Raw genomic sequence first — 23,233 nt, 5'->3', positions numbered from 1 at the left:
CAACGCAGGGCCGCGCTCGGTTACATCGGCCTTTCCACCTGGGCCCCGGCCTTCGCCGGGGGCGCGCGGTTTTAGGACGGCTCTTCTGCTCGCGGCCATATTGGGGACCCCCGCCGCGCTCGCCGCCCAAGAAACCCCTGCAGACCTCGTCGACCCGTTCGTCGGCACGCTCGCCGACTTCGGCCAACTCTCCCCCGCCGCAGTCGCGCCGTTCGGGATCATGCAGCTCGGCCCCGATACCAGCCCCGCCAACCACGCGGGCTATGATCACGCGGCGACCACATTGCTCGGCTTCTCGCACACCCGCGGCGTCGGTGTGGGCTGCGGTGGTGCCGGCGGCGACCTGATGATCTCGCTGCGCTATGCCGGCGCCAGCGGTCCCGCGCTGATCGACAAGCGCAGCGAAACAGCTCGGCCCGGCATCTACCGTGTCCGCTACGATGGCGGCATCCTCGCCGAGATGGCAGCGACGCGGGGTGCGGGCGTGTTGCGCTTCACCTTGCCTCGCGCCGGCGCCGTCGACCTGCGGATCGACCCGCGGCACAGCTATTCGAAACGGCTGGCAGCCAGTTGGACGAGCCTGACCAGCGACGACCTCCGCGCCGATCTGGTCGCAGGCACGGTCTGCGATCAGGGCGCCTATCACCTCCACACCGCCAGCCGGATCCTCGTCAACGGACGGCCCATCCACCAGACGCTGACCGCAGGCGCGAACGATCTGGCGACGCTGCACATCGTCGGCAAAGCGGGCGATGCGATCGAAATCCGTACCGGGCTCTCCACCGTGGACGGACGCGGCGCGGCATCGGTCCGCGATACCGAACTCGGCAACAAATCGCTCGCCGCCGTCGCTAGCAACACTCGCGCCGCCTGGAACCGCATCCTCGGCCGTGTCGCGCTCAGCGGCTCGCGAGACCAGCGCGCGCTATTCTACACGTCGCTCTACCGCGTCATGGAAACCCCAGTCGCGATCGACGATCCCGACGGCCGCCACCGCGACAAGGACGGCGCGGTGCAGACCTCGTCGAAGGGCAGGACGCGCTACGCGAACTGGTCGCTATGGGACAATTACCGCACGCAGATGCCGCTGCTCGCGTTGATCCAGCCCGAGCGCAGCGCCGATATCGCAAACTCGCTGGTCGCGCTCTACGCGGGCGGCAAAGCGCAATGGTCGACCCCACGCGAACCGTTCCTGACGGTCCGCACCGAGCATGCCGGGATCGCGCTGCTCGACATGCACCGCAAGGGCATAGCGTTCAACGCGGGCGCCGCGTTGGCGGGAATGGCGGCGGACAGCGACACGCTCAAGCGCGGCACGCCGGACGAGCAGATCGAGGCGGCGTATGACGATTGGGCGACCGCCGAACTCGCGCGCGACCTCGGCCGAGCTGACCTCGCGCAGACCTTCACCGCCAAGGCGCAAAGCTACCGCCCGATGTGGCGATCGGTGTTCCAGACGCCGGGCGTGGATGGCGACGTGGTCAAGGCGCGCGGGCTGTATCAGGGCACCTTGTGGCAATATCGCTGGGCGCCGATCTTCGACCTGCCGTGGATGACCGCGACGGTCGGCCGCGAACGGATGCTCGGCGAACTGCATCATTTCTTCGATGCCGGCCTGTTCAACATGACCAACGAGCCCGACATCCAGGTCCCGTGGATGTTCGCCGCGCTGGGCCAGCCGCAAGCCACGGCCAGCCTCGTCCGGACGATCCTGACCAAGCCGATCGCGCATCCCTATACCAACAGCGGCAAGCTGCCGGTGCCGTTCGTCGGTCGCAGCTTCGCGCTGTCGCCGCAGGGGCTTGCCGACGGAATGGACGACGATGCTGGCGGGATGACCGCGTGGTACGTGTTCGCGACACTCGGCCTGTACCCGCTCGTGCCGGGCGAGCCGTGGTATGTCGTGACGACTCCGGCGTTCGCGCGGTCCGACATCGATCTCGGCAGCGGACGCAGATTGACGATCCGCCGCGACGGACCGGAGGACGGCGTGATCGCACGCACCAGCCTGAACGGGCGCGCCCTGCCCGACTTCCGCGTCGACCACGCCGCATTGCTCCGCGGCGGCATCCTCGCGATCACGACCGTCGCCCCGCCCGTCGGAACCGCCAGACGAAATGTCCCGCAACTGCAAGACTCAGCCGCTAAGACGCTAACGGATGGAGCACGCCGCCGCCGATGACTTAGCGTCCGCATTCGAACATCGGCCCCAGGCCGGTAGGATGCGCATGGTCGGTTACGCCAGCGGCAATTTCGGCAAGAACGTCCTCGCGTCGACGATGGACGTGTTCCTGCTGTTCGTCCTGACCGAGCGTTGGGGCGTATCGGCTGGGGTAGCCGGGCTGGTCGTGATGATCGGGCTCGTCTGGGATGGCCTCTGCGATCCCCTGCTCGGGCGCCTGCTCGATCGCTCCACCGACAGGCTCGGCACGTATCGTCGCCTTCTGTTCGTCGGCGCCCCCTTTGTCGGGATTTTCTTCGCGATCTTCTTCGTCGATCCGGGCTGGCGCGGCGGCGCGATCCTCGCTTGGGCAATCGCGATCGTGTTGCTGTTCCGTACTGCGTATTCGGTCTGCGACGTAGCGCACAACGCGCTGATGATGCGGATGACCAAGACTCCGGGCGCGGCGACGACCTTGTCCGGCCTGCGGTACATGTTCAGCTGCCTTGGTGCCCTGACGGTCGCGCATTTCGCGCAGGCGTTCGTCGATCCGACGAATGACGGAGGCTATGAGCTGCTCGCCGTGACCAGTTTTGCCGCCTTGGCGTATGTCGGCACGCTGTGGCTGTCCTCGGCATCGGTACCGGTGGCGAAAATACCGCAATCCGAGCCAAAGCACGGCGGATCGCTTGCGTGGATCATCGGCAATCGGCCGCTCCTGATGTTGCTCGCGCTCGGGTTCGCACAGGCCCTGACCTTGCCGTTCTTTGCGCGATCGTTCGCCTATATCGGCAAGGGCGTGATCCATGACGCGGCGTGGACGGGTCGCGCGCTGACGACGCTTGCGGTGTCGCAACTCGTGGCGCTGCCGGCGTGGATGGCGATCGCCCGTCGTGTCCGGCAGCGAGAGGTCCTGGTTGCAGCGCTGACCATCATCGCGATCGGACTTCTCGTCTTCGCAACGGGTAAATTCGTGACGATAGCGGGTATCGCGCTGTTCGGGATCGGCAACGCAGGATTGCAGATGATGATCTGGGTACTGCTCGCCGGATCGATCGACCACGGCGAGCACCGGACGGGTATCCGGCTCGAGGGGCTACCGGTGGCGCTGTTGCTTCTCACCTTGAAGCTTGGCGGCGGCATCAGCGGAGCTCTGCTCGGGCGCGGCCTGTCGATCATCGGGTGGGACGAATCGGCGCCCTTCGGCCCGGTCGAGCAGCGGCATTTGCTGACGATGGCCTGGATGGTGCCACTGACCGGGGCACTCATCTGCCTCGCTGCAGTTGCTTCGCTGAAATTCCGACGGTCGACAAGACGCGCGATGGTGGCGGCCCGAAACGGTTGAAGCAACGTCGGACGCGGCATCCTCCCACTGGCATGGGCCCGCATCCGATTTCAGGAATCTTGCCCCACCGGGTTCAAGACCCGCGGCCAGCGTCCATATGCATCATGCGGTCGGGGCACGGGAGAGCGGGATTGGATTGAATCGGGTCTGGTGGCGGCTGCCATTGGTGCACCGAGGGTGTGTTTCAGGCGCTGCGCGGCGTCGACCACGTCGATCAGGGCTTCATTCGGTCGGAGGCGCCTTCGGACGTGTGGGCTGAAGCCGTGATCGTCAGCTTCGACCCCGCAATCATCAGCCTGTCGACGCTGGCGGAGGTTCACCTGAGAACGCATTCGGCGAACGGCATCTACTCGCCCGGCGGGCGGTATCGGAGCGCGATCTATGTCTTCGCGGCGGATCAACACGATGACGTTGCCCGCGTGATCGCTCGGTTTGCCGAGGAAACGGGCCAGGCGGCGCGGACCATGGTTCTCCCCTTCGTTGACTTCAAACCCTCGGACGCGCGGTACCAGAACTACTACCGGACGGACCCGGACAGGCCGTTTTGTCGTCGCTACATCGATCCAAAGCTGGACTATATCCGTCGCCATTTTGCCGAAATTGCCTTACCGGAAGGCACGGCTCGGGAGCTTTGACCGACCCATTCAGTCGAACACCGCATGTCCGGCCCCTGCTACTAAGCCGGCAAAAGCCCGGCCGCGCGGTAGCTGGCGATCATCGTATCGAAGAGGGCGATATCCGCGCGACCGCGTGCGAACAGCTGCGCGCCCGCAACCGCCGCATAGATCGCCCTAGCCCGGATTTCGCTTTCGTCGGGACCCAGGATTTCGGCGTCGACGAGGAGCGTGCTGAGCCACGCTACGTTGACGTCGGCAAAGCCCTGCACCTCGATTTTAACCGGGTCGGGCAGATCGTCGTATTCGGCGGCCATGAAGCTCGACAGGCAGATGCGATTGTCGTTCGCGAGCGACTTGCGAAAGATCTCGGGGTAGCGACGCAGGGCCATGCGCGGATCGTGCGCTTCGTCCGATATAGCCGCCAGTTGCGTGACGGTATCTTCCCAGTAGCGCCGCGCGACCGCCGCGCCGAGTTCGGCCTTGGTCGCGAAATGATGATAGATGCTGGGTGCCTTGATCCCGACCTCGGCAGCGATGTCGCGAAAGTTGAGGCCGTTATAGCCGCGCGCCATCGCGCTTCGCTTCGCCGCGGCGAGCACGGCTTCCCTGGAATTCGAACTCGCCATACACATTTCCATCCCGCCAACCGACCAACTGGTAGATAGACGTTGACGCGCGCCGCGCAAGCACGCAGTTAGCCACTACCGATCACTTGGTAGGGATATGTCATGACCGTTCAAACGTCGCCATCGACCGCAAAACTTCGCCTGTTCACCTCCCCGTCCGCCTTCCCGAACCCGCAGCGCCTGCGCATCTTCCTGCACGAAAAGGGCATTGCCGACCGCTTCGACGAAACGGTCTACGACATGTCGCCGGTCGGCGAGCAGCGGCAGTGGAAGCACCTGAAGATGAATCCGTGGGGCGAGACGCCGACGCTCGAACTGGCGGATGGCAGCTTCATCTCAGAGACGGCCGCAGTCGTTCGCTATCTCGATCAGGCATATCCGGGTCGGCGGATCATGGGCGAGACGCCGGAGCAGCAGGGTCTCGACATGATGTGGGACAACCGCATCTGGGTGCACATCCTCTACCGCATCACAACCGCGTTCCACGTCCTGCATCAGGGTCTCGGCCCCAAGCTCGAGCTGACCGCGAACGCCGCGTGGGGCGAGCATTGCCGCAAGGAGGCGCTGGCGCATACCGCGCTGGTCGACCGGCATCTGTCGGACGGTCGCGCGTGGATGCTGGGCGGTGACGAGCCGACCTTCTCAGACATCACGATGGCGACCGCGATCGCGTTCTCGAAGTTTGCGGTGAACGCGATGCCGCTCGACGAGCGCTACGAGCATATCGACGCGTTCTGGCGGCGCTGGCAGGAGCGGCCGACGTTCCTCGCTGCCTATGCGGACCGCAACAGCGGCGTGCCGGAACTCGACAATCGGCCGTAACTGATCCTCTTCGTCGTTCCGCACGTGCCGGCGACCGGTTCGTGCGGAACGACAGCGACACTCAGTGCTTTACGCGTGCCGCCATCGGAGCGTTGCCCTGATCGGCGGCGACCGAGCTTGCCGAGCGGCCCGCGGCATCTTGGATCGAACGATTGGCACCTGCAGCGAGCAGCATGTCGACCTGCCGCGTGCGGTTGAAGAGCGATGCCATCATCAGCGCGGTCTGGCCGGCGTTGTTGCGCGCGTTCACGTCGCATCCGGCCTTCAACAAACGTGCGGCGACCGCGTCCTCGCCCTTGAAGGCGACGCCCATCTGCGCGGTGTTGCCCTGGTCGCGATCGGGACGACACGCGTCCGCGCCCGTCGCGATCAGCACGTCGACGGTCGCCGCCTGACCGTTATAGGCCGCGAGGATCAATGGCGTGAAACCGCGATCGTCATACGCGTTGATGTCCGCGCCCGCCTTGAGCAGCGGATCGATCATGTCGGTGCGACCGAGCCGGGCGGCGTCGAACAGCAATTGCTGGCGGCGTTCAGGCGATGGCGCGACCACCGCAGGCGATACCGGCCGGTTGGCGGGCGCAGCTTGCGGCGCTGCGGCTGCGGCGAGCGCCGCGAGGAATATCAGCATCGTCAGTCTCGTTTCTCGAAAGCAAAATGGGGGGGGCACGGGTCACACCGCGCCCCCTGCCCTACCGTTAGCGGCGCGCGGTCTGCGCCGGGTTGGCGGTGCGGTACTCTGCCACGGCGCGCGACACGTCCGCCATCGGTACGTTGACCGCGGTCGCGAGGCGCGTGCCGAAGTCCTGGTCCGCCTGGTAGAAATAGCTGACCATGATCGTCTTCGTCCGCGCCGACGTCACGACGTTCAGGTCGCCCGCCAGGTTGGTGACGAGGTCGGTCCGATCCTGTGCCTTAAGCGCGCGGTAAAAGTCGCCTGCCTGCGCGAAGTTGTTGGTCTTCGCGATCGGCTTGGCATCGACCGTCGCATCGACCGCGTAGGTCGAGGCGCGATAGCGCGCATCGGTCGACTTCGCGGCGGTTGCGGCCGGGAAGTAGTTCACATCCGAGGTCCGCGTGGCGTGATCGAGCTGGCCGTCCTGGTTGTTGTTGACGACGCTGGCGAGCGGCCGGTTGACCGGCAACTGCATGACGTTGGCACCGATCCGGTGACGCTGCGTGTCCGAATAGGAGAACAGCCGGCCCTGCAGCATGCGATCGGGCGACGCCTCGATCCCCGGCACCATATTGGCCGGCGCGAACGCCGACTGCTCGGTGAACTCGAAGAAGTTGGTCGGCACCTTGTTGAGCGTCATCTCGCCGATCTTGCGGAACGGCACGCCCAGCCACTCCTTGGTGTCGTCGAACGGGTTGTAATCGAGCTTGGCGAACTCTGACGGCTTCATCGTCTGGACCATCAGGTCCCAGGTCGGGAAGTCGCCCTTTGCGATCTCGCCGTAGAGATCGTCGGTCAGGTAGTTCCACGACACGGTCGCGACCTGCGCGCCGTTGAGGTTCTTCACGCCCTGGCGGCTGATCCAGCGGAACTTGGCGAACACGGTCTCGCCCTTGGCATTGACCAGCTTGAACGCGTGGACGCCATTGCCGTCCATCGTCCGGTAGGACGCGGGCGTGCCGAGGTTCGAATAGACGTGGGCGAGCATGTTGGTCGCCTCGGGCGTGGCCGAGAAGAAGTCGAAGAACCGGTTGGGATCCTGCTTGTTCGTCACCGGCGACGGCTTCAGCGAATGGATCATGTCCGGAAACTGGATCGCGTCGCGGATGAAGAAGATCGGCAGGTTGTTGCCGACGAGGTCCCAATTGCCCTGGTCGGTGTAGAACTTGGTCGCGAAGCCACGCGGATCGCGCATACCCTCGGGACTGCCCGACGGATGGATCACGGTCGAAAAGCGGACGAACACCGGCGTCTGCTTGCCGTTCGCGAAGAGCGATGCGTTGGTGATGGTCGAGATGTCGGCGGTGGCGGTGAACACGCCGTGCGCGCCGGTGCCTCGCGCATGGACGACGCGCTCGGGCTCCCGCTCGCGGTCGAAACGCGCCAGCTTCTCGATCAGCGTGGTGTCTTCGAGCAGCACCGGCCCCAGATCGCCGGCTGCCTTCGAGTGACGGTTCTCACCGATCGGCGCGCCATTGTCGCGGGTCATCTGCGGGGCTGCGGCACTGCCGGCATCGCCCTTCGCATCGACCGTGCCGGCGACACCGGCCTGCGCGAGCGCGGGCTTGCCGGCGCTGACCGGCGCGGCCGCGGTGGTCATGCGGGTCTCGGCCTGCGTTTCGGCTGGCGCCATCGTCTGCGCGCCGACCGGCTGGATCATTGCGCTTGCCGACGCAGCGGTGAGCAACATTGCCACCAGCGTCTGGCGGCTCTTCGAATTCGTCATGGATACCCCTGGTTCTCGCGTACCGCCAAAGCGGCACACCCGCACAGGACGTGCGGCGAGAGGTCTCCCTGAACGAGAAGCCCATCCGCGCGAAACCGGAGATCTCAATGACAGCAATCGAGTAAGGCGATCGCATGGGTGCCCTGACCGCCTATTCCGGCATACCGATGCACTGCCAGTCGCGGCGCGCAACATCCTGAGGAAATGCGCGCGGTTAAGGGGTCGCGGCTCGGGCGATCCTGTTCGCCTATCGTAGTGGCGACCTACCGGCCGGCGTGCCGCACCGGACATTCGCGCGCCCCCTTCCCCGCTTCCCAACTGCGGATACTCATTCATCGCCGTGCTGATCGCGATCGAGGTACGATTATCCGGCATGAACGTCGTGATAACGGGGATAGCAGACGGTCCGCTTCCGGTAAGATCGCGGCGGCAGCCGAAACGCCCGAACTGATCTCGACGGGAGGGAAAGCAAGATGAGCCTCAGGCGGTCGTACTGGACCAGCCACTCTTCAGCATTCCGCGGAGTCTCGTCCCCGTCGCTTCGTCTGGTGTCGTTGCGCCGGTAGCCCACGCGACAGCGAGCGCGCCGAGAAAGATATCGCGTCCGGTCAACATCGATTTGGCGAGGCCCGCATCCTGCGCGGCTCGGAGAAATACCTCGGTGGTATCGACGACGTTCTGGCACGTTGGCGTCAGTGGTGAATTGGTCCGCGACCACGCCGCCCGAAGTGAATCGGACAAGCCGTCATAGCCCAGCATCCAGTCGCCCAGTGCGTCGATCCACTGGTGTAGCGCTTGGCCGGCATCGCTCACTTCCGCCTCGATGCGCGCGCGGCGCTGGTCCAAACCCTCGTGATGCGCATCGAGCAGTGCAGCGAGCAGCGCATCCTTGTTCGGGAAATGCCGATACAGCGTCCCGGAGCCGACGCCCGCCTGCTTGGCGATGCCGTCCATCGATACATCGCCCCCAGCGCTGGTCAGAGCCTCTCGCGCCACCTGGAGGATATGCGTTCGGTTCTGCTGTGCATCCTTACGCGGGCGTCGCTGCGTGGCCGAATTTGTCATCGTCGATCGCGAGGCCTTGAATACCGGGGAGTGTCTCCGTATCTGCAGTTCAAGCGGAGAACGTCCCCGCATATAGGGTGTTTCTCCGGTTTGGCAAAGTAGAGGGCACGCACCGCTGGTACGGCTCAGCAAGGAATGATGATGGCGCGGCAGATGATCATCGGCATGCAATTGGGTAATGGCTACGGCTCCCAACCCGGGTCATGGCGCATGCCGGGGGTCGATCCGGCGAGCTATGCGAGCTTCGACGCAAAGGTTCGCCATGCTCAGGCGGCTGAGCGTGGGAAGCTCCAGTTTCTGTTCCTGCCGGACGGTCCCAGCGTGGTCGCCGACATCGAGAACGAACCCCCGCACTTCAACCTCGACGTGATGCTGACGCTCGCTGCGGTTGCTCGCGAGACCAGTCGTATCGGGCTCGTCGCTACCGGTTCGACCACATTCAACGAGCCCTATAATCTGGCTCGGCAGTTCAAGGCGCTGGACGTCATGAGCCACGGACGGGCGGGATGGAACGCCGTCACCTCAAGCGGCGAAGACGTCGCTGCGAACTACGGAAAGCGCCTTCCTTCCAGCCCGGATCGATACGGTCGGGCCTTCGAGACGATCCAGCTGGTACAGGCACTCTGGGGCAGTTGGGGTCGCGATGCCTGGACGCATGATCAGGAAACCGGCCGCTTTGCCGACGCCAGCGAGATTGCCCCCATCAACATGGGTGGCAAGTTCGTCGCCTCCCGCGGGCCCCTCTATATCCCGCCCTCCGAACAGGGGCAGCCGATCGTCTTTCACGCCGGTGGCAGCCCGAACGCGCATGCAGTCGCCGGGCGGCATGCCAACGCTCTGATAGGCGCGGCCTTCACGATCGAAGACGCGCGCGCGCAGCGGAATGCCTTGCGAAATGCAGCGGAAGCCGCTGGCCGCGATCCCGACGAGGTCAAGTATTTCGCTGGACTGATGACGACGATCACCGCCGATCGGCGCAGTGGGCTCGATCGACGCACGAAGATGACCGGACGAACCTTCCCGGAGCGTGCCGGATATCTTGGGCAGATGCTGGGGGTAAGGCTTGATCCGACGCGTCTGAATGACCCGCTGTCGCCGGAGCAGCTTGCCTCGGCACGGCCGTCGCCCCGCGATCCTCGCGCCGCAAACGCACTCAGGATCGCGCGTGAAGGATGGAGCGTAAGCGACATCCTGGCGCAGGGCGTGATCGACTATCATCCCGCCATCGTCGGGCCCGCTGTCGAGGCAGCCGATCACATGCAGGAATGGTTCGAAGCGGGCGCGGTCGATGGCTTCTGGGTGTCGCCTGACATCTACGATGATGGCGTGGATGCCTTCGTAGATGGGGTCGTCCCCATCCTGCAGGAGCGCGGACTGTTCCATCGCGACTACGCAGGAACGACCCTTCGCGATCACCTCGGCGCGCCCGCCCAGTACGGGCTCGATCCACGCGTCAGCGCTTGACGCACTTTGATTCCAGACATCATCCGAAAGGTACCAGCATGAACATCGGCATTATCGGCGCAGGCAACATTGGTGGCACGATCGCCCGCAAGCTCGTTGCAGCAGGGCACACCGTCAAACTCGCAGGGTCCAAGGGCCCCGACGACATTCGCGATCAGGCGGGGCAAATCGGCGCCGCCGCCGTCACCTCCGAGGACGCCGTCAGGAATGTCGAGGTCATCGTCCTCTCGATACCGTTCGCCAGCATTCCCGACGTTGCGACGCTGTTTGCCGATGTCCCGGCAGATGTCGTCGTGATCGACACCTCGAACTATTACCCGCAGTTCGGCACTCGGATTGCCGAGATTGACGAGGGCAAGCCAGAAAGCATCTGGTCCAGCGAGCAGCTTGGCCACCCGGTCATCAAGACGTTCAACGCAGCCCTTGCCAAGACGCTCGCGGACGCCGGCAAGCCCTTAGGGGATGCACACCGGATCGCGATGCCGATCTCGGGCGACGACCGAGCGGCCAAGGCGGTCGCGGCGAAGCTCGTCGACGCTGCCGGCTTCGATCCCGTCGATGCTGGCGACATTGACGGGTCATGGCGGCATCAGCCCGGTACGCCCGCGTACTGCACCGAACTGACGGCGCCAGAACTTGAGACCGCGCTGGCTCAGGCGGTCAAGGACGATGCACCGCGGAATCGTGACGCCCTGATGTCTGAATTTGCCAGCAGCGAGACCCCGCCCAGTCACGAAACCATAGTCACGCGCAACCGCGAGGTCACTGCTCCGCATTGATCGGCACGCTGGCTTGGCGCCGCCGGTTGTGCCGAACCGAACAATAACCGGCAGCGAGAACGGGATCTCACTTCCCTGGCGGCAGCTCGAACACCAATAAGGTCGACGTTGCCGTCGCACAGACCTGCCCCTTGTCGTTGTGTAGTGTGGCCTCGGTAAAGGCCGCACGCCGCCCTATCGAGATCAGCCGGCCGGTGGCGCGGATCGTGCCGCTGGTGCTGCTAAGCCCCTTCACGAACGATACCTTCAACTCCAGCGTCGTGTACCCGTATCCCGGCTTCAGCGCCGTATGGGCCGCGATGCCGCAGGCGCTGTCGAGGATCGTCGCAATGTACCCGCCATGGACCGACCCCATCGGATTGTACGAGCTGCCGTCTGGCGTTGCCTCGAAGACCGCGAGCCCATGGTCCGCTTCGATCAGCGAAATACCGAGTTTTTCGCCGAGTGGCGGTTGCCGTCCGGTCGCGAGCAACGCGCGAACCTGGGCTAGCCCATCAGGACCTTCAGCAGCAATTGACGACATGGCATTCCCTCCCTTCACTTGTTTTGACTGGCCAATACCGCACCGGCATCGGCACTACCCCTGACATCGGTCGACGTGGCGATACGAGCCGGGTCCCAGCCACCGCCCAACGCACGGAACGACGCTACCGCGCCACGGCTTGCGGCCGCTCGCGCCTGGATTGCCCCGTCGCGCGTCTCCAACAGGCGCCGGTCCGCGTCCAAGACCTCGATGAGGCTGATGACCCCGCCCCGGTAGGCCGTATCGGACGTCGCCCTGGCCCGAGTAAGCGACACCTCACCCTGTACCAGCATCGCGGCGCGTGCTTCCTGTTGGACCAGTGTCGAAAACGCATCCTCGACGTCCTGCGACGCACGCAGGACGGTCAGGCGATAGGCCGCCAGGGCTTCCGCGTTGCGCCCTTTGGCCGCCCTGATCTCGGCATCGACCCGACCGAAGTCGAACAGTCGCCACCGCAGCCCAAGCACGCCACTGGCCTGCGTTGCACTGCCACCGAACAGGCCACCGGCAGCCGTGGTGGCGGTGCCTAGCAGGCCGCTGAGTGAGAATTTCGGGTAGTATTCCGACACCGCCGCCCCGATCCGGGCATTCGACGCCGCCAGCGTGCGCTCGGCCGCGATGATGTCGGGTCGGCGTCGCAGCAGCGCAGCTGGCCCGCCCGCCGTCGATACCTTGGGAGGGGATGGTATCGCGGCGGGACCGGCAAGCCGGGATCGATTGCTGCCCGGCTGCATGCCGACGAGCACGTCGAGCGCGTTCATGGCGATATCCAGCTCGTTCTGGAGCGCCGGAACGCTGGCGCGCACCTGAGCCGACGCCCCTTCCGCCTGCCGGAGCTGAAGTTCCGCGGCGAGGCCCTTGCGATATTGCAAGGCGATCAGGCCGACGAGGCGCTGTTGCGTGGCCGCCTGTGAACGCGCGACATCGAGGCGGGCCTGCAATGCCCGGACCAGGATATAGGTGTCCGCCGTCTGCGCCGCGACGACCAGCCGTGCCGCGACGGCACTCGCGGCCGATGCCTCCCAGTCCGCCCGCGCCGCATCCCGGGCGGCATCGCGTCCGCCGAACACATCGAGTTCCCAACTTGCGCCGAGGTTCGCCTCGTACGTTTCGGTCGAGCGGTCGAATTGCGGAAAGGCGCTGCCGATCCGGCCGATCGGCGTCTCCAGCGACTGGTAGGTTTCGCCGACCTGTCCGCTGATCTGCCCCGACGGCAATAACGCGGCGTTGGCGCCCTTCAGTGCGGCACGAGCCTGCATCACCCGCGCGCGCGCCTGCTGGAGGTCGAGGTTCTGGGCGAGCGCCTGTTCGACCAGGCCTGTGAGCACAGGGTCATCAAACGACCGCCACCAGTTGATCATGTCGGCAGCGTCGGCGGGAACCAATCGGGCATCCACAGCCGCTCCACCTACATAGGTCGCGGGCGCCGATGTCGCCGGTGCCACATAGCGCGGCCCCACTGCGCAACCCGACAGAAACAGGAGTGCAAGAACCGACGCCCGCCCATGCGGTAAAGGTCGCATCATCAAATCCTACCCCGACTAACGCTGTTACCGATGGCCGCATTGGTCACTTATTGTCAATACGTCCGTATCCGATTATCTGGAGTGATGAGCCAGGCACCTACTTCCGAAACGCTAGCGCGCGGTCCCGCCGAACATGCGGTGCGCGATCAGATCATCGACGCGGCCAACGAATGTTTTGCGCGCTATGGGTACCAGAAGACGACCGTCGCCGATCTTGCCCGGGGGATCGGGTTCTCGAAGGCATACATCTATCGTTTTTTCGAATCGAAACAGGCGATCGGCGAGGCGATTTGCAAAGATCGCCTGGACCGGATCATTACCGAAGCCCGGGTGGCAATGGACGAGGGCGGCAGTGCAACAGACCGGTTTCGCCGGATGTTTCGTAGCGTGACGGCACTCAGCGTCGCTTTGTTCTTCGATGATCGGAAGATTTATGAAGTCGCGGCGCTCTCTGCACTCGAGCAGTGGAACTCCGCCAAATACTATTCGGCGACGCTCAGGTCGATCGTCGAGGACCTCGTCCGTGAAGGTCGCGAGAACGGGGAATTCGAGCGCAAGACGCCGTTGGACGAAACCTGCCGCGCAATCTTCTACGCGATGATGCCCTTCATCGATCCGCTTCACCTGGAACGCAATCTGGACCTTTTGCCGGAGGCACAGAACGAGGTCACGAGCCTCATTCTTCGCAGCCTTGCGCCGTAGGCAGCAGCACTGCGAGTTTGTGACTAGTTGACATATTGGTAACTCGATAGCATTCGTCGTCCTGTTTTCAGGAGGACCGTCGCGTGTCGAACCGCTTTCGTTGCTATGCCATCGCCATCCCGGTCCTGCTTGGCGGGACGCTCTCCGGCTGCGGCGATGCAAAGCCCGACCCCCGTACCCAACCACCCCTGGTACGCGTGGCGACGCCGATCAAAGCAAACGACGCCACCCGCGAGTTCACGGGGATCGTCGCGGCACGCGTGCAAAGCGACCTCGGCTTCCGGGTGGGCGGCAAGGTCGTCGAGCGACTGGTGAACGCTGGGCAGGTCGTGCGCTGCGGCCAACCGCTGATGCGTCTCGATGGTGCAGATCTGGCGCTGGCCACACGTGCCGCGTTTGGCACCGTCGACGCCGCTCGTGCACACGCGGTGCAGACGGCTGCCGATGAGCGGCGCTTCCGCGATCTGGTTGGCGCTGGCGCGGTGTCTGCCTCCGCCTATGACCAGGCGAAAGCTGCCGCGGACTCCGCACGTGCGCAATTGTCCGCCGCACAGGCTCGGGCACGGGTCGCGCGCAACGAAACCGCCTACGCGACGCTGCTGGCCGATGCCGACGGCACCGTGGTGGAAACGCTCGCCGAACCGGGGCAGGTCGTCACCGCCGGACAGATCGTCGTACGGGTGGCGCGGTCCGGTCCGCGCGAAGCGTTGGTGCAATTACCGGAAACGCTACGCCCGCCGCTCAACTCCGTCGCGCGCGCAAGGACGTTCGACGGCAGCACCGGTAGCGCCACGCTGCGCCAGTTGGCGGATTCCGCCGATCCGGCGTCGCGGACGTTCGAGGCGCGTTATGTGCTGGGCGGCGCGGCCTCACGTGCGCCATTGGGCTCAACGGTCACAATCGCACTCGCGCTGCCGGGCAGCACCGCAAGCACCGAGATACCCTTGGGTGCGTTGCGCGACACCGGACGCGGACCGGGGGTGTGGGTCGTTCGCGAAGGCACGACGCCGACCGTCGCCTGGCAACCGGTCCGGGTTTCGGCCGTCGGCGAGGAAAGCGCGACGATCACGGGCGGCTTGGAGACGGGGCAGCGTTTCGTCGCGATGGGCGCGCACATGCTGCATCAGGGGCAACAGGTGCGGATCGCCCCGGCACCGGGTGCGGCGCGATGAGCGGACGGGCTGACGATCCGAGGGATGCGCCTGGACGCTTCAACCTGTCGGCGCTCGCGGTGCGCGAACGATCGGTGACGCTGTTCTTCCTGATCGCGATCATCCTCGCCGGTGCAGTGGCTTTCTCGAAACTAGGCCGCGCGGAGGACCCCAGCTTCACGATCAAGGTAATGACCGTCGTAACCGCCTGGCCCGGCGCGACCGCGCAGGAAATGCAGGATCAGGTCGCGGAGCCGCTGGAAAAGCGCCTGCAGGAACTGCGCTGGTATGACCGCAGCGAGACGTTCACTCGCCCCGGTCTTGCCTTCACCACGCTGACGCTGCGCGATACCACCCCGCCCGCCGCGGTCGCCGATGAGTTCTACCAAGCCCGCAAGAAGATGTCGGACGAGGCATCCAGTCTGCCACGGGGCGTCGTCGGCCCCTTCGTCAACGACGAATATGCCGACGTCACCTTCGCGCTTTACGCGCTAAAGGCGAAAGGAGAGCCGCAACGGTTGCTCGCACGCGAGGCCGAGCAACTACGCCAGCGCCTGCTCCACGTTCCCGGCGTCAACAAGATCAACATCGTCGGTGAACGACCGGAACGCATGTACGTCCAGTTCGCCGAGGAACGGCTGGCGACGCTCGGCGTCTCGCCGCGCGATATCTTCGCCGCGCTCGCCAAGCAGAACCTTATAACGCCGGCCGGCGCAATCGAGAGCAAGGGGCAGCAGATCGTCGTCCGGCTCGACGGCGCGTTCGACGATCTGTCCAAGATCCGAGACCTGCCGATCGTCACGCGAGGCAACACGCTGCGTTTGTCCGAGATCGCGACCGTCGAGCGCGGTTACGAAGATCCCGCCACCTTCCTGGTCCGCAGCCAGGGCGAACCGGCGCTGCTGCTCGGCGTCGTAATGCGCGAGCGCTGGAACGGTCTTGATCTCGGCAAATCGCTGAAGGAGGAGGTGGCAAAGATCGGTGCAGAACTGCCGCTCGGCATGTCGCTGACGCCGGTCACCGATCAGTCGGTCAACATCGCCGAATCCGTCGATCAGTTCATGCACACGTTCCTGGAAGCGCTGGCGATCGTCATGATCGTCAGCCTGATAAGTCTTGGCTGGCGCGTCGGCATCGTCGTCGCAGCAGCCGTGCCGCTTACGCTGGCGGTCGTGCTGGTCGTGATGTGGGCGACCGGGCGCGCGCTCGACCGCATCACGCTCGGCGCGCTGATCCTCGCGCTCGGGCTCTTGGTCGACGATGCGATCATCGCGATCGAGATGATGGTGGTGAAGATGGAGGAGGGGTACGACCGTATCCGTGCCTCCGCCTACGCATGGAGCCATACCGCCGCGCCGATGCTCGCCGGGACGCTGGTGACGGTGATCGGCTTGATGCCGGTAGGCTTCGCGCAATCGACCGCGGGTGAATATGCCGGCAACATCTTCTGGGTCGTCGGTTTCGCGCTGATCGCATCGTGGTTCGTCGCGGTGATCTTTACGCCGTATATGGGCGTCAAGCTGCTGCCGAACATCAAGCCGGTCGAGGGCGGGCATGCCGCGATCTACCAGACCCCGCGCTACCAGAAGGTACGCGGCGTGATCGCCTGGGCGGTGCGTCGCAAGCTGCTGGTCACGCTGGCGACACTGGCGGCATTCCTGATCGCCGGCGCGGGCATGGCGCTGGTCAAGAAGCAGTTCTTTCCCGCGTCCGACCGACCCGAGGTATTGGTCGAAGTCCAGATGCCCAAGGGCACCGCGATCGCGCAGACTGCAGCCGCGGCAAAGCAGGTCGAGGCGTGGCTGCGCAAGCAGCCCGAGGCGACGATCGTCACTGGCTATGTCGGGCAAGGCGCGCCGCGCTTCTTCCTGTCGCTGTCGCCGGAACTGCCGGACCCGTCCTTTGCCAAGATCATCGTCCTCACGCCCGACGAGGAGGCGCGCGATACGCTCAGCATCAAGCTGCGTCAGGCGGCCGTGGACGGGCTTGCCCCACAGGCGCGCATCCGCGCGACCAAGCTGACGTTTGGGCCCTATTCGCCCTTCCCGGTTGCCTTCCGTGTCAGCGGGCCAGACCTTGCCACCGTCCGCAGGATCGCGGCCCAGGCGCAGGCGGTTCTCCAAGCCGATCCGTCGATGCGAACCGTCAACGCGGACTGGGGTGACCGCGCGCCGGCGCTGCACTTCGTGCTGGATCAGGACCGGCTACGGGCGCTGGGCCTGACGTCGGGCGACGTCGCCGACCAATTGCAGTTCCTGCTCAGCGGCGCTGTCGTCAGCCAGGCGCGCGAGGACATCCGTACTGTCGATGTGGTGGCCCGCTCGGCCGGCACCGACCGGCTCGATCCCGCTCGGATCGGCGATTACACCCTGACTGGCAGCGCTGGACAGCGTGTTCCGGTCAGTCAGATCGGCAGGATCGAGGTCCGGATGGAGGACCCGATCCTTCAGCGCCGCGACCGGGTGCCGACGATCACCGTGCGCGGCGACATCGCGGACGGCCTCCAGCCACCCGACGTCTCGACCGCGATGCTCGAAAAGCTCCAGCCGTTGATCGCGAAACTGCCGCCCGGCTATCATATCGACATGGCCGGCTCGATCGAGGAGGCCGGCAAGGCCAATGCGGCGCTCGCTCCGATCTTTCCGATCATGATCGTGCTGATGATGATCGTCATCATCCTGCAGGTTCGCAGCCTGTCGGCGATGGCGATCGTGCTACTGACGGCGCCGCTGGGACTGGTCGGCGTCGTGCCGACGCTGCTGGTGACCGGACAGCCATTCGGCTTCAACGCCATCCTTGGGCTGATCGCGCTCGCAGGTATCCTCATGCGCAATACGCTGATTCTGATCGGCCAGATCCACGACCATGAGAAGGAGGGAATGGATCCGTATGATGCGGTGGTCGAAGCGACGGTGCAACGGTCGCGTCCGGTGATCCTCACGGCGCTCGCGGCGGTGCTCGCGTTTGTACCGCTGATCAGCTCGGTGTTCTGGGGATCGATGGCGGTGACGCTGATCGGCGGGACACTCGGCGGAACGGTGCTGACGCTGGTGTTCCTGCCTGCGCTCTACGCGCTGTGGTTCCGGATTAGGCCGCCAGCAAATGAAAATCGCCAGGCCGCCACACCCGCCGTTGCTTGAGCGCCTCGCCAACTTTCCTGCAAACGACGACATGACATCCGGTCGACGCTGTCTCAAGACAATTACGTTCTAACCTCAGTCAAGCTTGATGGTGCGGAAGTGCAGCAACCATTCAATTTGGCCTGCGTATAGGCGCCTCGCGCTCGGATCATCCGCGCGCATCTGGAGCACATCAATGCCGACGTCGTTCTCGCGAACCCTGCTTGCCGTCACCTTTGGCCTGGCAGTCGTAACCACACCTACCTTTGCTGTGTCGGCACAGCAGCACGGGACACAAGCGCAGCGGGCGTCGAACGCCCGTGCGTCCGCTGACCTGCGCGCGCGTATTGGGACCACGGGGGAGCGGATTACGGAGGCTCAGCGTGGTGGCGCGATCACAAGCGCTCGCGCTGCCACGCTTCGGAGGCAGGTGGGACAGACCCAGGCGAGCTTGAACCGCCTTTCCCGCCAACAGGATTTCGTGAGCGCTGCCGAGTTGGCCTCGTATAATCGCACCCTCGGCGCAATCGACATCGAGCTTGATCGTCGCGGCGTCGCGCGTAGCTATGGAAACGATGGGTTGGTAGCAGCGGACAGCAAGGGCCAGGCCGGAGACTTCCGCTACGATTGCCAGAATGAACCGGTCGCAATCGCCATTCCAGGGGATCGGCTTGACCGCTCCCTTGAGCAACTGCGCTTGACGACCCGCTGCCCGATTTCCGGTACCGACCTCGCGCGCGGTAAGCGGTCGCAACCAGTGGTAGGCACGATGACCCCGACAGCCGCCTTGCAGGCGATGCTCAACGGAACAGGTCTCCAGATGCGTTCCATCAAGGGCGGATTCCAGGTCATCCGCCTGCCTCGCCGATGAAGTAGCCGGCAAAGGCGGACCAATCGCAAGCTCTCGCACGTTATGCGGTCGGTTCGTCAAGCCGGGACAACGTTGGCGTGTTCGGCAAGAGAGCGGTTTGGGATCAAGCATGCGCGTCCACCCGCCCTTCGTAATCGACCACTATCTCAATCTAAGTACGGTCGAAGAGCCGTGCATTGACGATCAGATGAGGGCGGAAGGATTATTAGTCGATGGTACCAGCGTACTTTGGTACCGAAACGCTCAAAAATGCTGGCGCCCCCCAGCTCCGGACGTGCAGCCATGATTTCTCGCCTACCAAAACCCGGACAGCCCCTTCATTTCGGTTTCACACGTCGACAAATGGCCTTTGAAAGACAAGAGGTGGGACTCAACTGCTGCTGCCAGCGCGTTCGGCATTCGACTGCTTTACACGAAAGGCCTATGGCAGGGGGTAAGGATTTACCTGGATCGCCCAACAGTCCGCTGTCATCGCCCTCCTGCCTATCTGGCGCCAGCACGCCGGTGAGACGAGCATCCCCGTACCACGGTGAGACAGTTCCGCCCTAGCCGAGCATCTAAGCTGTTCGAAAGACGGAATGTATTCGCTAAGCGGCGCTCGAGCTTCGTGACGGGCAGCCTTGCCGCTCTCGTGAAGCCCGTGGCTGAAACGGGGACGAACGATGACGAACGCAACACCGGTGATGCTCGATGGCATGCTGAATGACTGGACCGCGGCTGATCGCATCGATCGTGGTCTGGGCACCGGCTATGCGATCTATGCCCGCAGCGATGGCGCGGACTTCGCCTTCGCGATCACGGCCCCCACCGCGATCGGTGCGAACACCACCGCGTGGCTTAACACCGATCGTAACGCGACGACTGGATACCAGGTTTTCGGGTTTGCCGGTGGCGCCGAGTATAACGTCAACTTTGCCGCCGACGGTACGGTGTCGCTGTACAGCGGTGCAGCCGGGCAGACCCTCGTGGCCAGCGGTTTGCAGGCGGCTTGGTCGGCGGATCGCACCACCGTCGAGTTCAAGGTGCCCAAGGCGGCGATCGGCAATCCGCAGGCGATCGACACCATCTACGACGTCAACGACACCGCGTTCCTGCCGGGCAATTATTCGAACCCCGCCTTCACCGTTTTCAACGATACCGGCATCGTCGCCGACGCGTCGCACCGGATCGCGATCGTCTGGTCCGATTCGACCGCCAACGCCTATTTCAGCAAGACCGCCTATTCGCAGCTGTTCATGGCCGCGCAGTCCCAGGCGATGCAGGCCGGCGTGCCGTTCGACATCCTGACCGAAGGCGACCTCACCAGCCTGGCGACGCTCGCCAAGTACGACACGATCGTCTTCCCGTCGTTCCGCAACGTCGAGGCGGGCAAGGCGGACCTGATCGCCCAGACGCTGGAACAGGCGACCAAGCAGTTCGGCATCGGCCTGGTCGCGGCAGGCGAGTTCATGACCAACGGCGCGGACAACACCGCGCTCGCTGGCGATTCCTATTCGCGGATGAAGCTGTTGTTCGACGCCACGCGCGTGACCGGTGGCTTCCCCGCCGACGTGACGGTGAAGGCGAGCGATGCGTCGCACCTCGTGCTCGACGGCTACAGCGACGGACAGGTGATCCGCCAATATACCGGCGTCGGCTGGAATGCGTTCACCAGCGTCAGCGGGACCGGCACGACGATCGCGACCGAGACGATCAACGGCCAGACCTATTCGGCAGCGATCGCGACGCAGACCGGGGGCCGCAACGTGCTGTTCTCCAGCGAAGCGGTGATGGCCGACGACAATTTGCTGCAGAAGGCGATCGATTACTCGGTCCACGGCGACGGCCTGTCGGTCGGGCTGCAGATGACCCGTCAGTCGGGGCTGTTCGCGTCGCGCGTCGACATGGACCAGAGCAAGCAGATCGACGAGGTCAATCCGGCCGGCACCGCGCCCGGTATCTACAACAAGCTGCTGCCGATCCTGACCGAGTGGAAGACGAACTATAATTTCGTTGGCAGCTATTACGTCAACATCGGCAACGATCCGGCGAACGGCCAGGCGACCGACTGGGCGGTGTCGCTGCCGGTCTACAAGGCGCTGCTCGATGCGGGCAACGAGATCGGCACGCACAGCTACACGCATCCGATGGACACCAACCTGCTGACCGATGCGCAGATCGCGTTCGAATTCGGCCAGTCGCGGACCGAGCTGGAAAAGCAGCTGAGCGCCTATCTCGGCAAGACCGTGACGGTCGGCGGGGCCGCGGTGCCGGGCGCACCCGAGCAGATCGCGACGAGCCAGGAAATCCTGAAATACGTGACGTATCTCAGCGGCGGTTATTCGGGCGTCGGTGCGGGCTATCCCAACGCGATCGGCTATATGACGCCGCAGAACGCCGCCGACGACAAGGTGTATCTGGCGCCGAACACGTCATTCGACTTCTCGCTGATCGAGTTCCAGAAGAAGACCGTCGCCGAGGCCAGCGCGATCTGGGCGAAGGAACTGGGCGCGCTGACCGCCGGTGCCGACGCACCGGTCATCGTGTGGCCGTGGCATGACTACGGCCCGACGATGTGGGCCGCCGACGGCGCGACCAGCCTGTACACCAAGCAGATGTTCACGACCTTCGTCGCACAGGCAGCGGCGGCTGGCGTCGAGTTCGTGACGCTCGCCGATCTGGCAGGCCGGGTCAGCGCGTTCCAGAACACGACGATCAGCTCGACCGTCGTCGGCAACACGATCACCGCGACGGTTGGCGCGACCACCGGCAATTTCTCGCTCGACGTCGACGGCCAGAGCAACGGCCAGGTCATCAAGAATGTCGCCAACTGGTACGCCTATGACGCGGACACGGTGTTCCTGCCGAAAGCGGGCGGCACCTATGCTATCACGATGGGCGCGGTCGCGGACGACGTGACGCACATCACCGCGCTGCCGATGCGTGCGACGCTGACGACGCTGAGCGGCGACGGCCGCGACCTTACGTTCACGGTCGAGGGCGAAGGCAAGGTCACCGTCGACCTGAAGGCGCCGGGGACCGATTGGACGACGGTGAGCGGTGGCACGATCGCCAGCCAGATCGGTGAGATCCTGACGATCGATCTCGGCGCGATCGGCGTCCACGACGTCAAGATCGGCCAGCAGGCCAATGTCGATCCGGTGCTGACCTCGTTCGGCGGCGGCACCACGGGCGCGCTGTCGATCGCCGAGAACGGCACCGCGCTGACCACGATCACCGCGACCGACGCGAACATCGTCTGGGGCGATTCGATCAAATACTCGATCGGCTCTGGCGGCGACGGCGCCAACTTCTCGATCGACGCGACCACGGGCGTGCTGAAGTTCGTGACCGCACCCGATTTCGAGGCGCCGACCGATGCCAACCGCGACAACATCTACGGCGTGACCGTGGTCGCGACCGACGCGCGTGGCGCGATCGACACGCAGACGCTGACGATCGGCGTGACCGACGTGGTCGGCATCACCAAGACGGGCACGATCTTCGCCGACACGATCAACGGCACCAGCGAACAAGACGTGCTCGACGGCAGCTGGGGCAACGACGTGCTCAACGGGCTGGGCGGCAACGATCGCCTGATCGGCGGCATGGGCCACGACACGCTCAACGGCGGTGCGGGCAACGATACGTTGATCGGTGGCGACGGTCGCGACATCCTCAACGGTGGCGACGGCAACGACATCCTGATCGGTGGCGACGACATGGATACGTTGACCGGCGGCGCAGGCGCGGACATCTTCCGCTTCGAAGTGAAGGGCGACAGCCTGACGTCGTCGGCGCGCGACGTCATCACCGACTTCACCGTCGGGCAGGACAAGATCGACCTGTCGATGATCGACGCGAACACGTCGCTGTTCGCGCGCGGCGACCAAGCGTTCAGCTTCATCGGTACGACCGGCAAGTTCACCGCACCGGGGCAGCTCCGTTACAGCTACCAGATGATCGGCGGCAAGGAATTCACCGTCGTCGAGGGCAATACCGACAGCGGTTCGGCCGCCGACTTCTCGATCGCGCTGACCGGGCATCATGTGCTGACTGCAAACGATTTCTTCATGTAGTC

The 23,233-nt window shown here is 64.7% G+C and carries 17 protein-coding genes; 11 read left to right on the top strand and 6 right to left on the bottom strand.

Annotated elements, in window-relative coordinates:
• Positions 1-100: 100 nt before the first annotated feature.
• From C8J25_RS05260 to C8J25_RS05250, 3 genes are all read left to right on the top strand, one after another.
• On the top strand, positions 101-2,182 hold the full coding sequence (locus C8J25_RS05260) for a glycoside hydrolase domain-containing protein (RefSeq protein ID WP_244186794.1): 2,082 nt from the start codon (positions 101-103) through the stop codon (positions 2,180-2,182).
• Positions 2,183-2,228: 46 nt separating this feature from the next.
• Positions 2,229-3,506, top strand: a complete 1,278-nt coding sequence (locus C8J25_RS05255; protein WP_167397664.1) for an MFS transporter — start codon at positions 2,229-2,231, stop codon at positions 3,504-3,506.
• A gap of 140 nt (positions 3,507-3,646) precedes the next feature.
• The gene (locus C8J25_RS05250; RefSeq protein ID WP_107952886.1) at positions 3,647-4,141 is read left to right on the top strand and encodes a peptide-methionine (S)-S-oxide reductase; all 495 of its coding nucleotides are present in this window, start codon (positions 3,647-3,649) and stop codon (positions 4,139-4,141) included.
• 41 nt (positions 4,142-4,182) lie between these two features.
• On the opposite strand, the gene C8J25_RS05245 is transcribed toward C8J25_RS05250, so the two are convergent.
• Positions 4,183-4,749, bottom strand: coding sequence for a TetR/AcrR family transcriptional regulator (locus tag C8J25_RS05245; protein WP_208622519.1), 567 nt, complete (start codon positions 4,747-4,749; stop codon positions 4,183-4,185).
• 102 nt (positions 4,750-4,851) lie between these two features.
• Between C8J25_RS05245 and C8J25_RS05240 the strand changes: the two genes are divergently transcribed.
• On the top strand, positions 4,852-5,571 hold the full coding sequence (locus tag C8J25_RS05240; protein WP_107952884.1) for a glutathione S-transferase family protein: 720 nt from the start codon (positions 4,852-4,854) through the stop codon (positions 5,569-5,571).
• A gap of 61 nt (positions 5,572-5,632) precedes the next feature.
• Here C8J25_RS05240 and C8J25_RS05235 read toward each other — a convergent pair whose 3' ends face one another.
• The 3 genes from C8J25_RS05235 to C8J25_RS05225 all read right to left on the bottom strand — a co-directional run bounded on the left by C8J25_RS05235 (position 5,633) and on the right by C8J25_RS05225 (position 9,038).
• Positions 5,633-6,202 (bottom strand): ankyrin repeat domain-containing protein, encoded by a 570-nt coding sequence (locus C8J25_RS05235; RefSeq protein ID WP_107952882.1) that lies wholly within the window; start codon positions 6,200-6,202, stop codon positions 5,633-5,635.
• A 67-nt stretch (positions 6,203-6,269) separates the two neighbouring features.
• The gene (locus C8J25_RS05230) at positions 6,270-7,973 is read right to left on the bottom strand and encodes a catalase (RefSeq protein WP_279628726.1); all 1,704 of its coding nucleotides are present in this window, start codon (positions 7,971-7,973) and stop codon (positions 6,270-6,272) included.
• 480 nt (positions 7,974-8,453) lie between these two features.
• On the bottom strand, positions 8,454-9,038 hold the full coding sequence (locus tag C8J25_RS05225; protein WP_107952880.1) for a TetR/AcrR family transcriptional regulator: 585 nt from the start codon (positions 9,036-9,038) through the stop codon (positions 8,454-8,456).
• A 141-nt stretch (positions 9,039-9,179) separates the two neighbouring features.
• On the opposite strand from C8J25_RS05225, the gene C8J25_RS05220 reads away from it, so the two are divergent.
• Positions 9,180-10,502 (top strand): NtaA/DmoA family FMN-dependent monooxygenase, encoded by a 1,323-nt coding sequence (locus C8J25_RS05220; RefSeq protein ID WP_107953359.1) that lies wholly within the window; start codon positions 9,180-9,182, stop codon positions 10,500-10,502.
• 38 nt (positions 10,503-10,540) lie between these two features.
• Entirely contained in the window at positions 10,541-11,281 is a 741-nt protein-coding gene (locus tag C8J25_RS05215; RefSeq protein ID WP_208622518.1) for an NADPH-dependent F420 reductase, read from the top strand.
• Between the two features lie 67 nt (positions 11,282-11,348).
• On the opposite strand, the gene C8J25_RS05210 is transcribed toward C8J25_RS05215, so the two are convergent.
• Positions 11,349-11,804: a PaaI family thioesterase gene (locus C8J25_RS05210; protein WP_107952875.1), complete on the bottom strand. Its 456-nt coding sequence runs from the start codon at positions 11,802-11,804 to the stop codon at positions 11,349-11,351.
• 14 nt (positions 11,805-11,818) lie between these two features.
• Complete coding sequence (locus tag C8J25_RS05205) at positions 11,819-13,327, bottom strand: efflux transporter outer membrane subunit (RefSeq protein WP_107953357.1); 1,509 nt, start codon at positions 13,325-13,327, stop codon at positions 11,819-11,821.
• 33 nt (positions 13,328-13,360) lie between these two features.
• Here C8J25_RS05205 and C8J25_RS05200 point away from each other — a divergent pair, with 33 nt between their 5' ends.
• From C8J25_RS05200 to C8J25_RS05180, 5 genes are all read left to right on the top strand, one after another.
• On the top strand, positions 13,361-14,032 hold the full coding sequence (locus C8J25_RS05200; RefSeq protein WP_244186791.1) for a TetR/AcrR family transcriptional regulator: 672 nt from the start codon (positions 13,361-13,363) through the stop codon (positions 14,030-14,032).
• 83 nt (positions 14,033-14,115) lie between these two features.
• Positions 14,116-15,204, top strand: a complete 1,089-nt coding sequence (locus tag C8J25_RS05195) for an efflux RND transporter periplasmic adaptor subunit (RefSeq protein ID WP_107952871.1) — start codon at positions 14,116-14,118, stop codon at positions 15,202-15,204.
• Entirely contained in the window at positions 15,201-18,323 is a 3,123-nt protein-coding gene (locus tag C8J25_RS05190) for an efflux RND transporter permease subunit (protein ID WP_107952869.1), read from the top strand. Before C8J25_RS05195 ends, C8J25_RS05190 begins: the two co-directional genes overlap by 4 nt.
• Positions 18,324-18,498: 175 nt before the next feature.
• Complete coding sequence (locus C8J25_RS05185; protein WP_107952867.1) at positions 18,499-19,173, top strand: STN domain-containing protein; 675 nt, start codon at positions 18,499-18,501, stop codon at positions 19,171-19,173.
• A gap of 662 nt (positions 19,174-19,835) precedes the next feature.
• The gene (locus C8J25_RS05180; RefSeq protein ID WP_107952865.1) at positions 19,836-23,231 is read left to right on the top strand and encodes a M10 family metallopeptidase C-terminal domain-containing protein; all 3,396 of its coding nucleotides are present in this window, start codon (positions 19,836-19,838) and stop codon (positions 23,229-23,231) included.
• The last annotated feature ends 2 nt before the right edge of the window (positions 23,232-23,233 follow it).

The sequence above is a fragment of the Sphingomonas faeni genome (genome assembly GCF_003053745.1).
GTDB classification, from domain to species: Bacteria; Pseudomonadota; Alphaproteobacteria; order Sphingomonadales; family Sphingomonadaceae; genus Sphingomonas; species Sphingomonas faeni.
The sequence above is the reverse complement of the archived record's forward strand: the minus strand, read 5'-3'. Positions and strand labels throughout refer to the sequence as shown.